At 33.2% G+C, this 10774-nt stretch carries 13 protein-coding genes and 1 tRNA gene; 3 read left to right on the forward strand and 11 right to left on the reverse strand.

Going from position 1 to position 10774, the window contains the following annotated elements; translation table 11 throughout:
- Positions 1-66: 66 nt before the first annotated feature.
- From BLP68_RS19455 to BLP68_RS19480, 6 genes are all read right to left on the reverse strand, one after another.
- The gene (locus tag BLP68_RS19455) at positions 67-282 is read right to left on the reverse strand and encodes a DUF2905 domain-containing protein (protein WP_091547255.1); all 216 of its coding nucleotides are present in this window, start codon (positions 280-282) and stop codon (positions 67-69) included.
- A gap of 11 nt (positions 283-293) precedes the next feature.
- On the reverse strand, positions 294-1304 hold the full coding sequence (gene ruvB / locus BLP68_RS19460) for a Holliday junction branch migration DNA helicase RuvB (protein ID WP_091547257.1): 1011 nt from the start codon (positions 1302-1304) through the stop codon (positions 294-296).
- A 16-nt stretch (positions 1305-1320) separates the two neighbouring features.
- Positions 1321-1908 carry a Holliday junction branch migration protein RuvA gene (ruvA, locus tag BLP68_RS19465; RefSeq protein WP_091547259.1) on the reverse strand — a complete coding sequence of 196 codons (588 nt, stop codon included), beginning with the start codon at positions 1906-1908 and terminating at the stop codon, positions 1321-1323.
- 18 nt (positions 1909-1926) lie between these two features.
- Positions 1927-2421: a crossover junction endodeoxyribonuclease RuvC gene (ruvC, locus tag BLP68_RS19470; RefSeq protein WP_091547260.1), complete on the reverse strand. Its 495-nt coding sequence runs from the start codon at positions 2419-2421 to the stop codon at positions 1927-1929.
- 364 nt (positions 2422-2785) lie between these two features.
- Entirely contained in the window at positions 2786-3433 is a 648-nt protein-coding gene (locus BLP68_RS19475) for a BofC C-terminal domain-containing protein (RefSeq protein WP_176759122.1), read from the reverse strand.
- A 79-nt stretch (positions 3434-3512) separates the two neighbouring features.
- Positions 3513-4694, reverse strand: coding sequence for a hypothetical protein (locus BLP68_RS19480; RefSeq protein WP_091547263.1), 1182 nt, complete (start codon positions 4692-4694; stop codon positions 3513-3515).
- Between the two features lie 215 nt (positions 4695-4909).
- Between BLP68_RS19480 and BLP68_RS19485 the strand changes: the two genes are divergently transcribed.
- Positions 4910-5110, forward strand: a complete 201-nt coding sequence (locus BLP68_RS19485; protein WP_091547265.1) for a DUF378 domain-containing protein — start codon at positions 4910-4912, stop codon at positions 5108-5110.
- Between the two features lie 65 nt (positions 5111-5175).
- On the opposite strand, the gene BLP68_RS19490 is transcribed toward BLP68_RS19485, so the two are convergent.
- Positions 5176-5433, reverse strand: a complete 258-nt coding sequence (locus BLP68_RS19490) for a putative signal transducing protein (protein ID WP_091547266.1) — start codon at positions 5431-5433, stop codon at positions 5176-5178.
- Positions 5434-5640: 207 nt separating this feature from the next.
- Between BLP68_RS19490 and BLP68_RS19495 the strand changes: the two genes are divergently transcribed.
- Positions 5641-6276: a nitroreductase family protein gene (locus BLP68_RS19495; protein ID WP_091547268.1), complete on the forward strand. Its 636-nt coding sequence runs from the start codon at positions 5641-5643 to the stop codon at positions 6274-6276.
- A 14-nt stretch (positions 6277-6290) separates the two neighbouring features.
- On the opposite strand, the gene BLP68_RS19500 is transcribed toward BLP68_RS19495, so the two are convergent.
- The 4 genes from BLP68_RS19500 to BLP68_RS19515 form a co-directional block, all read right to left on the reverse strand.
- Complete coding sequence (locus BLP68_RS19500) at positions 6291-6713, reverse strand: Fur family transcriptional regulator (protein ID WP_176759123.1); 423 nt, start codon at positions 6711-6713, stop codon at positions 6291-6293.
- Positions 6714-7034: 321 nt separating this feature from the next.
- A tRNA-Sec gene (locus BLP68_RS19505) sits at positions 7035-7131 on the reverse strand.
- 241 nt (positions 7132-7372) lie between these two features.
- A complete protein-coding gene (locus BLP68_RS19510; protein WP_091547270.1) occupies positions 7373-8179 on the reverse strand; it encodes an alpha/beta fold hydrolase in 807 nt (268 codons plus the stop codon).
- Between the two features lie 13 nt (positions 8180-8192).
- Entirely contained in the window at positions 8193-8813 is a 621-nt protein-coding gene (locus BLP68_RS19515) for a TetR/AcrR family transcriptional regulator (protein WP_091547271.1), read from the reverse strand.
- 276 nt (positions 8814-9089) lie between these two features.
- Here BLP68_RS19515 and BLP68_RS19520 point away from each other — a divergent pair, with 276 nt between their 5' ends.
- Complete coding sequence (locus BLP68_RS19520; RefSeq protein ID WP_091547272.1) at positions 9090-10121, forward strand: linear amide C-N hydrolase; 1032 nt, start codon at positions 9090-9092, stop codon at positions 10119-10121.
- The last annotated feature ends 653 nt before the right edge of the window (positions 10122-10774 follow it).

Here is a 10774-nt window from a genome sequence, read left to right on the forward strand (position 1 = left end):
AATAGACTTCATAATGAAGCCCAGATAAAAGAAGTTCTTGTTACTAGATAAAGAGTTATGAGCTATTTAACGTCTTCTAAATATAATATTTAATAGTAACGATAACACTAAGCTAATAATTATACCTGATACCAACGGGAAGTAAAATGTGACATTTCCTTTTTTCAGCAGAATATCTCCCGGTAGCTTTCCTAAACCGAATCTTTCCCCTAAAATTAACAAGCCACCTATAACCGCAAGAATAATCCCTACTAGAACCAATACCTTACCCAAATTATTCATTGCCGTACCTCCTACTCACTATAGGGTATATTGAAGTGCTTATACGCTTTTTCCATTACAATTCTGCCTCGTGGAGTTCTATTTATAAAACCAAGCTGTAGTAGATAGGGTTCGTAAACATCCTCAATTGTATTCTTCTCTTCTCCTGTCGATGCAGCTAAGGTGTCAAGTCCTACTGGGCCCCCGCAGAAATTACTTATAATTGTTGTAATCATTTTTTTATCTACATGGTCAAGCCCCAGATAATCTATTTCCATTAACTGTAATGCATCAATGGCCACCTTCTTGGTTATTCTTCCGTCTGCCTTAACTTCAGCAAAATCTCGTACTCGCTTTAAAAGTCTATTAGCAATTCTTGGAGTTCCCCTTGATCGAGAAGCAATTTCTATTGCGCCTTCCTCCTCTATGAAAACATTGAGTAATGAAGCAGAACGTTTCGTAATATAGGTTAATTGTTCAGTAGTATATAGCTCCAGCTTATTTATCACTCCAAAACGATCTCTTAATGGTGATGTTAGAAGACCTGCCCTTGTGGTGGCACCAATTAAAGTGAATTTGGGAAGCTCCAATCGAATTGATCGGGCACTGGGTCCTTTACCAATAATTATATCTAAAGCATAGTCTTCCATAGCTGGGTATAGGATTTCTTCAACAGTTCGATTTAATCTATGTATCTCATCAATAAAGAGCACATCATTTTCTGATAGATTTGTTAGAATTGCGGCTAAATCTCCTGGTCTTTCAATAGCAGGCCCAGAAGTAATGCGAATGTTACCCTTCATCTCATTTGCTATAATGTGGGCAAGGGTTGTTTTTCCCAAGCCTGGGGGCCCGTATAACAGCACATGATCTAGAGCCTCATTACGCTGTTTTGCTGCTGTAATATATATATTTAATCTTTCCTTTACATTTTCCTGTCCAATATAGTCAGCCATCCATTTGGGTCTTAATCCACCCTCTATTTCAACATCCTCATCTCTTGGTTGTCCAGTAATTATTCTATCTTTGTCTTCACTAAACATATTAACACCCCGCTTCTTATCTTCCTAACCAAAGTAATGCTTTTCTTATCATAGCCTCAGTTGTTAATCCCTCTTGATATACAGCTTTGTAGGCTCCTTCTGCTTCATTTCGATTATAGCCTAAGGATAATAGTGCTTCTAAGACTTCATTACTTTCTATCCTGACACCTACGTTTGAAGCAATATTAGCAAACTCAATATCTGGAACCTCAACTTTATCCTTTAGCTCAAGAACAAGTCTTTCTGCAGTCTTTTTACCAACACCCGGGGCTTTTGCAATAGAAGCAATATCATTGGTTTTAATATATCCACCAAGTCTATCTGGCGTATATGTAGACAATATCCCGGATGCTACCTTTGGTCCAATTTTCGATACAGAAATTAATTGCCTGAAAATATTTAATTCCTTTCTAGTTGTGAATCCATAGAGGCTCATTTCATCCTCTTTAACCACCAAATGTGTATATATAGTTGTGTCTTCACCTACGCATATTTCGGTGGTGCTATTCATGCTGCTATTAATACGATAGCCAATACCATTTACCTCTATAATAATTTTATCAACAAAAATCTCTGTAATTTTACCCTTTATATATTCAAACAAGTTAATCCCTCCGAAATTTTACTTGATTTTAAATAGATTTTTAAAATTCCCTGAATGAGCATGACAAATGGCAACAGCTAGAGCATCAGCTGCATCATCGGGTTTTGGGATGGCTTCTAAACAAAGTAGGGTTTTTATCATTTGCTGCACCTGGTTTTTATCTGCTCTACCATAACCGACAACCCCCTGCTTAACCTGCAGTGGTGTATATTCATAGACCTCTTTAAGTTTATTGGCAGCAGATAATATTGCAACTCCCCTGGCCTGTCCTACAACAAAGGCAGTTTTAGCATTGTTATTAAAGAATAATTCTTCGATAGCAACAACCTCTGGATTATATGTATCAATCAACTTATTTAATTCTTCATATATTACTCTTAGCCTTTGATCTGTAGCCATTTTACTTTCAGTTTTAATTACACCATAATAAACTGGCTTAAACTGGTTCCCTTCATAATTCACAATGCCTATTCCCATAATAGCTATGCCTGGGTCTATCCCTAATATAATCATATCTACGCCCCCTGATGAACTTGCTGTTTTGATTGTAGAAAAATCTCTGCATTTCTATATTTTAGTTTAACACAAGTTCGTACTAAAAGTGAAGTGACATATACTTTGTAGCATGCAATAATTAATTGGTGGGAGTTTAGAGTTAAGAATTAAGAGTTAAGAGTTGATAATTTTGAGAATTGAGAATTAAAGATTGAAGATTGAAGATTGAAGATTGAAGATTGATAAGAAAAAGAACTAAGAGATAAGAGTTAAGAGAAGTAGAAAAAACAAAAAAGGAATTTGACTTATCAAACTCCCTCACAAATTACTAATTACACATTATTAATTACTCATTGTATTTATACTGCTCATCCGTCTTCTGTTAGCTACTATAATCCTCCAATAAACTATTTACTTCATCTCTAGTATTAAGTAATATTCCCCGTTTTAATTTTTCTTGGTCGATTGCAGGTAAAACTGATATAGGTAACGAGGTCTTCTCAATTAAAATTCTTTCTCCTGCTTCGTTAAATCTAAATATAGCTATGAATCCATCCTGTTCTGACACAAAAAAATGGTTAGGGCATATCTGTTCTTTACGCCTAAAAAGTATAACTTCATCTTTGGAAAAGCGTACAATCTGCCAGTCAGTAAAATTCGCTTCTGCAAAGGACCGAAAACCTCCCTCTTTAAGACCAATAATTTCTTCCAATGGCTCTATTACATCATCTCGTATACTTTGACAGGATGTAAAAAGGGTTCTGAAAACTACTTTTGTATCTGTACCAATGCTATCTTCATAGCTGGTTACTGGTGTGTCAGAAGGTTCTGATTCTGTATTTTCTTTATATTCATCCAAGTGAAGGTAATCATTGTAAGGTAATTTTTCGTTTTCATCAATGGCGATTTCAGGTGTATCACTATTAAATAACGGATGTAAATAATAGCCTGCTAAAAAACCAACTATTCCAAAGCAAATCCAAGCAATAATAAATGTTAAAAAGTATGGGGTTCTTCTTCTACTTCTCATTTGCATAACCTCCTTATCCTTCTAGGAGGTTATTATAACCAGAATAGGTATTTTTTATACTGAAAGCCATTAAATTACCCTATTCTTCAATTATTTTCTTAATATATTCAATAAAATCTATTTTTTTAACTTCTGCATATTCATAAATTATAGAGCCCTTAAGCTGATATTCCTTAAGGTTTTCTAAAGTTCTTCTGGTTGGTATTGTCATAAGATTCTTTTCAATTATTTTGAAGTCCTCCTCATGATAGTAGCATACGATAAATTGATTAAAGTGGTTTAAGAAATAAATAGCCAATATATCTGCTCCAATGAAGAAGTTTTTCCTTTTTACATGCTCATTATTACTTCTAAACTCAACAAACATCTTTCCCTGTGGAAATTCATATTTTATTGCCATTTTATTTAGATGTTCTAACGAGCTTAAAAACTTCTCGGTGTGCTGTAAGGTTTTATATACCTTTATGTACTCCGGACTCTTTATTTCATAAGCAACTTCCTCTGGCGATACAGATATTACTTTTATAACCTCAGCATTAACAATTGTCAGCTTATCTTCATTAATAGTTATTTGAGAATGTATAATATGATAATTATCATTTCTATCTACAATTGATTTAGTAATATATGTAGAATTAACTCCGTCATTTTTTAGTATTCTTATTTCGTTTTTTAGTAAAACAGCTGCCCGTTCAATAGGCTTGTAATTTATTTTATTGGTTGAATTAGATAAAAAGTATTTAACCCCTTCTTCATCATTTCCCACCGAACGCATTATAAAGTAATGTATTAGTTCTTGATAGGTAGAGATATTTTCATATATCTTATTATTCAAGGTTAATAGCTTATCCTCTATAAATTCTAGGTTTTTATCTAGTATGAATTTGTAAGCCTCTATTCTAGGTAGCTCTTTATTAAATAATTTATTCTGTGCAGCATAATGTTTTACTAAAAAAACCGCCTCTTCTTCAGTCAAGCTTACTATTTCCCCACCTAAGTGCCCCATAAATCTATGGGTAGTTTCTTCTGCTTCGTTATCTATACTGCCAGTTATCATATCATCATAATCATATATACCATGCTCTTCTGCATCTAGTAAAAACCATTGCAGAAAGTTTTGATTATCTTTCTTTATCCAATGAAGCTTTAATGCTACTACACCCATTAATCGTGTTCGTGTGACAAGTGCAGATTTAAAGCATTTCTCTGTTCCAGTATTTTTTCCACCTTTAATTACAGTGAATTGACTTTTTCTAATCATAATTTTATTCTCCTCTATTCTATTCAATGTTAAAGGTGATTAATTGAATTTTTAAAATACAATAGCTAGTTGATATAACTAGTATTTACATACTTTATAATATTAATAATTAATAATGCATTTATTTAAGCTTAACCAAAATAAAGATAAGTATGATTTTGTTAAAAAGATACATACTAATATTGATTTAAATTTAAGATAAAGGAGTTGACATTATGGATCGATTAGCCCTTATTCTTGTGATTATAGGTGCTCTAAATTGGGGTTTAATAGGCTTATTCCAATTTGACCTTGTGGCATCATTATTTGGTGGCCAAGCATCTTTACTAAGTAGAATTGTATACTCATTAGTAGGTATAGCGGGTGCATATTGTATTAGTCTATTATTCAGGGAAAGAACTGCCAGCAGAGAATAGTCATATAAATTTATACACAGGTTTTAATAATAAAATAGAAATTACCATTGAGGTAATTTCTATTTTTATATATCGTCTTCTTCAACCTGAATTTCTTCCCTATATATTCTTATAATCTCTGTTGCATTTTCAATATCCTTCTCTACAACAAAAATGTCTATCCCTTGAGTTGATAAAATGTTGCCCGTAATGTGCTTCATATATTCTGCATTATCCTTTAACCTAGATTTGGTTTCAACGCCTTCATTTTTAAGAATATCTTGTATTATAGCTGCTTCGATAGGGTCATCAATATTTACTAATTTAGCCCATTTTTCATCCATAATATCTCTCCTTTTCTATTTGAAGATTTGTAGGTCTATGAAAGTTAACATTTTTAGTTCAATACCCTTTATCCTATGTATAAAACAGATCTTTAACCGTACTTCTTTTAAGTATAGTATAATAACTTAAGAATAGTAAGTAAAGTTTTCTTATTGCTTTGAAAAAATACAGATTATAATATAATATTAGAAAAGGAGGTGTTAGTTATGAGTACTTTGGATTTTATTTTTAAAAGACATAGTGTAAGAAAGTTTAAGGATTTAACCGTTCCTGAAGAGGACTTAAGGGAGCTAATTAAGGCTGCTACCTTAGCACCATCGGGGAAGAATACACAAAATTGGCACTTTGTCATCGTCAGAAATAAAGAAAAGATCAATGAAGTTGCTGAAATAATCGAGAGTAAAACCCATGAATTGGCAGCCTTATCTGATAATGATGATCTTAAAAAAAGCTTATTAAAGTTTCTTCATTATCATACCTTCTTTAAAAATGCTCCAATCTTGATACTTGTTTTTGCAGGACCTTATCCCATAGCATCCTATGAGTTGCTTTTATCTGCAAATAGAAATGAAGAAGCTAATAAAGTATTATCAGCTGCACCTGGAATACAGAACATAGGGGCAGCAATGGAAAACCTGTTATTAGCAGCCGCCAGTCTTGGTTATGGTACATGTTGGATGACTGGTCCTAATTATGCTGCAAAGGAAATTGAAGAATACATAGGCTTCAGTAAGGAGGGTTACTCTTTAGTAGCCATGACACCATTGGGAGTTCCTGAAGAATCGGAGCTTACTAGTCCAGCTAGAAAGGATCTTGATGAAGTACTAACAATAATTGATTAAGGGGTAGCTTATTGCTACCCTTTACTATTATTACAATTTTTACAGTATCCGTATATTTCAAGCTTGTGGTCAATTGGCAGGAAATCATTATGCTGTGCTAAAGCTTTCAAATCTGCTAAAGGACAATACTTGGTAGTCTCTGCATTACCACACTCTAAGCATATTAAGTGATGATGATGCACCCCTTGATTTAACTCATAATAGTTTATTCCATTATCTAAATTTAACCTTTTAATTATATTTGCATCAGTTAACACTTCAAGGTTTCTGTAAACGGTAGAAAAATTAATATTATTTTCTTTACTTGAAACCCTATTATATACCTCTGCAGCAGTTAGTAAATGTTCATCGCTACCTATAAACACATTCAATATAGCCATTCTATGTTTTGTAATTTTATAGCCCTTACTTTTTAATTGATGCTCTAAAATCTCCATCATCCAATCTCCTAATTAAGTATAAATTCTTACTTTATAATACCCTCTATGCTGCTCACTGTCAATTACTATGATTGAAAATTTTACATACAAAGACAGGGATAGAGGAGGAATCTTTAATTATTTTTACTTGATCTTAGCTCGAACTAATCCTGCCACTTCATCTTCCTCTTTCCCTGTCATTTATATTATTTGTTATTAATAATTGAGTATTCATACCAAACTTTGGTAATTTTTCCAGAGCAATTGCCGGCAAACCCTATAAATAGCATACAAAAAACGGCTATAACATAAATGTTGTAGCCGTTAAAATATCATTATTGGCGGGAGTACGTGGGAATCGAACCCACCCAAGAGGCTCTTAACCCCTCGCGCTGGTTTTGAAGACCAGAGGGCACACCAGCACCCATCTACTCCCTTATGTTACTGATTCTTGACACTAGAGTATTATAGCATACATATTTTTTGTAATCAAGTTTATTTATTTTCCATATGTCGCAATTTGAGGTTTTTTCCAATATGGATGTTCTCCTTGTTGAATTTAGACAGGTGGCAAACAAAACGTCCGGGACCAGTTTTTCACTGGTCCCAAAACATCCCTCTGGCCTAAAACAAGTGTAGAGCTATCATTAGCTATACACTTTCATATCCTACTTAATCTAAGACTTCAGAAAATTAAGTACCTGTTGATTAAAATCCTTAGCCTCATCAAAGGCGCCATGGCCCAACCCCTTATATATAATCAGCTTACTATGAACTATTTTTTCTGCCATCTCTTCGCTTGTATTTTTTCCAACAACTAAATCACTATCCCCTCCTAAAATAAGCGTTGGGCTCTTAATTTTATTAAGTTCCTCATAGGCATTGTGTTCTAGACATGCCCTTGCTTGTATTATGAACCTATTAAAGGATTTGGGCTTGCCTATCTTAGTTAAAATAGGATAAAATGGTCTATATTTTTTAGCTTTATTCTCTGAATAAGTTTTTTCAGTTGAGTCTATAAACAGTCCTTTGTAATCATTATTTTCAGCCATAGCTATCCAACTACTTATCACATCTTGTATAGTTTTATTTTGCCTCGAAACAGAAACGCCAATAATAAGCTTATCAACGATATCTGGATAATCGATTGCAAGATATTGGCAAATCATCCCACCTTGGGATATACCCAATACGTGTGCTTTTTCAATACCTAGCTTATCCATTGCTATTTTATGATCCATTGCCATATTCCTTGTTGAACATCCTCCTACCAATTGATTTTTTCGGCTAAAAATATATGTTTTATAATCATTAGCAAACATTTTATACATCATGGCAAGAACTATTGCTTTCCCCTTAACTGTGTTCAATCCATCCGCTAGACCTGGAATAATAATTAAGCTTTTTTCCCCTTTCCCAAAGGAAACATAGTCAATATCAGTATTCCCAATTTTTACATTACCACCCTTAGCCCTATAAAACATAATAGCACCCCCATTATTTATATATGCCTTTCTTAATAATCTCCATATACTCCTTAAGCTCTTTTATATACATTTTTTTCATATCATCTATATCAGCAAATGCATCAATTTTTTTATTGAAATCATTATTATAGCCTTCAATAATCCACTTTAAAACATTAATTAACTTGTCATTCGCCGGCTTTAATCTTACTGTGTCAGCATCCTTCAGCAAATTATAATACATTAAATTCCCTGCTTCTCTATATCTATCCATGGTCTTTTGAAACATAACTGAATTGTCTTCAATAAAGGCCCTCTTCATTAGCTTATATTTATCTGGATTATTCATATGCCAATTAAACTCAATTTCTGCATAACCAATAATTATGTCAAATATATCTCCCTTTAAGCTTGAAATATCGTCCTTAACATCCTCCACCAGGTCGGCTATAAGAGAGTCTAAAACATAAAAGTAAAAATCCTCTTTATTCTTAAAATACTTAAATAAACTTCCTTTACCTATACCCGCAGCTTTAACAATTCTATTTGTAGAAGCCTCATTGTAACTTTGCTCTGCAAATTCCCTTAACCCAGCATCAATAATGCGATTTCTTTTATCTATATCTAATTCATAAAACAATTGCTCTGGCATAAATCCACCTCCATGACCAACTGGTCATTAATCAGCAAAATGTTAGCGACCATATGGTCACTAACTAAATTATATATTAGTATTTTCCTTTAGTCAACTAAAAAACCATTTAATATATAACATCATCTAAAATTTTATAAATTGAATAATTCCACTGATGATGCCTAAATTATAAAAAATTCAGTAGCACACAATTATATATTCTGAATATAGTGTAAGTGAAATAACACAAGCTATTCAACTGGAAAATATGGTTATTTTTTAGGGGGGAGTTACATGAGTATGATATGTGCTTGTAGTGAATTTATGCTTAAAGGGCACGAAAAGGTTAGAGTTTCTGGTAGAACCATGGATTGGTTTGAAGAAATGAACTCAAGTTTCGTAATTGTTTCTAGAGGTACTAAAGTTTTTAGTTACTATGATGGTGAGGAAAAAGAGAAACTACCATTTAAGCAAGGCATGCATTGGAAAACAAGATATGGTTTTGTAGGAATAAATAGTTGGAATTTGCCTATCTATCTTGACGGAATAAATGAAATGGGGTTGTCGGCAGGTCTATTATCTTTATATGGCTGTGAGTATCCAAAGCCCAACAATTGTCCAGAAAAAAATATATCTATAGGCTATCTATTGCAATATGTTTTAGGAAATTGTAAAGATGTTAACGAAGTAAAAGAATTCTTAGAAAGTGGTGTAACTGTCTGTGATTTAAGTGTGCTACACGTTTCAGGTGACCGTAACCTTCATTTAGTTGTACATGATGCTGAAGGTAAAAGCTTAGTACTTGAGGCAGAGGCTGGTGAGATTAAGCTTTACCATGATAGGGAAGCTTCTGTTTTAACCAATTCTCCATTTTTACACTGGCATTTAATGAATATGCGTAATTATTGTCACCTAACCTATAAGGATGCATCCTCTGACGGGCCTTGGTCTCCATTTGGTCATGGTAGTGGTATGCTAGGACTTCCAGGAGATTCTACCCCTCCTTCTCGCTTTGTTCGATTAACTATGTTTAGAGAATTTTCTCCTATTAGCAAAGATGTCCATGAAGAGATCCAGCAAGCTTTTCATATAATCAATAGAGTAGCTTTAGTCAATGGTGAAGATAACATTGAATATACCTTATGGGAAGTAGTTAGAGACCATATTAATAGAATATACTATTTTCGAACCAATCAAAATCAATCTATAAGAGCAATCGACTTGAATAAAATTGACTTTAGTAGTTTTAAAAAATATAAACCTTTGCCTTTAACAACAGGCAACTCATATGAAGACGTAACCCTTTTTTTTAAAGAGATTAACTAACAAATGAACTCTAACCAACCTACAATGAACAATGAGTTTAACTTAATGCGACAAATGTTCTCCTTGTCGCACTTCTACATAGAAGTCTATGGCACCACACCATTACCACCAGCATTAAAACAACTATAGTTATAGAAGTCAAAAACAACAAAAACCACTTGAAACTCAATTAATCTCAAGTGGTCATTATACAACATATCTAAAACTATTTTATTATGTTGAGCAATCTAAGTTACAACTCTATTCTTCTAGTAAGGAATCCTATACTATTTTCCACTCTCCTAAATCATTCACGACCTAAAAATACCTTTATTATATTCTGTAAATTGTAACATCCCATTATTTTTTCATAGCCCATCACAATAGTTGTTAGCCTGGCTCTTTAAAATACTAAAGGAGTCATCTGTATATTTAGCATCCCTTAGCTTTCTTGACCTCACATGGTGAAAAAAACGAAACAATAGAACCGTCCGAGATCAGTGAAAAACTGGTCCTTTTTTTCGTTAAATCGCAAGAAATTTTGACAAATGTAAAAAATAGTCTGTCATTTCTAAAGTTCCCTTAAAACTAGATATAAAAGAGGAGACTATTGCTGCTATCCTCTTGATATTTACCGCTATTGCAGCTAGCTTTGATTGTTTCGACACACTTAT

The sequence above is a fragment of the Alkaliphilus peptidifermentans DSM 18978 genome (assembly GCF_900101495.1).
GTDB classification, from domain to species: domain Bacteria; phylum Bacillota; class Clostridia; order Peptostreptococcales; family Natronincolaceae; genus Alkaliphilus_C; species Alkaliphilus_C peptidifermentans.

Excerpts from the sequence above, each read along its gene's own strand:
- BLP68_RS19455 (WP_091547255.1), bottom strand. The coding sequence starts at position 282 with ATGAATAATTTGGGTAAGGTATTGGTTCTAGTAGGGATTATTCTTGCG.
- ruvB (WP_091547257.1), bottom strand. The coding sequence starts at position 1,304 with ATGTTTAGTGAAGACAAAGATAGAATAATTACTGGACAACCAAGAGAT.
- ruvC (WP_091547260.1), bottom strand. The coding sequence starts at position 2,421 with ATGATTATATTAGGGATAGACCCAGGCATAGCTATTATGGGAATAGGC.
- BLP68_RS19475 (WP_176759122.1), bottom strand. The coding sequence starts at position 3,433 with ATGAGAAGTAGAAGAAGAACCCCATACTTTTTAACATTTATTATTGCT.
- BLP68_RS19480 (WP_091547263.1), bottom strand. The coding sequence starts at position 4,694 with ATGATTAGAAAAAGTCAATTCACTGTAATTAAAGGTGGAAAAAATACT.
- BLP68_RS19485 (WP_091547265.1), top strand. The coding sequence starts at position 4,910 with ATGGATCGATTAGCCCTTATTCTTGTGATTATAGGTGCTCTAAATTGG.
- BLP68_RS19490 (WP_091547266.1), bottom strand. The coding sequence starts at position 5,433 with ATGGATGAAAAATGGGCTAAATTAGTAAATATTGATGACCCTATCGAA.
- BLP68_RS19495 (WP_091547268.1), top strand. The coding sequence starts at position 5,641 with ATGAGTACTTTGGATTTTATTTTTAAAAGACATAGTGTAAGAAAGTTT.
- BLP68_RS19500 (WP_176759123.1), bottom strand. The coding sequence starts at position 6,713 with ATGGAGATTTTAGAGCATCAATTAAAAAGTAAGGGCTATAAAATTACA.
- BLP68_RS19510 (WP_091547270.1), bottom strand. The coding sequence starts at position 8,179 with ATGTTTTATAGGGCTAAGGGTGGTAATGTAAAAATTGGGAATACTGAT.
- BLP68_RS19515 (WP_091547271.1), bottom strand. The coding sequence starts at position 8,813 with ATGCCAGAGCAATTGTTTTATGAATTAGATATAGATAAAAGAAATCGC.
- BLP68_RS19520 (WP_091547272.1), top strand. The coding sequence starts at position 9,090 with ATGAGTATGATATGTGCTTGTAGTGAATTTATGCTTAAAGGGCACGAA.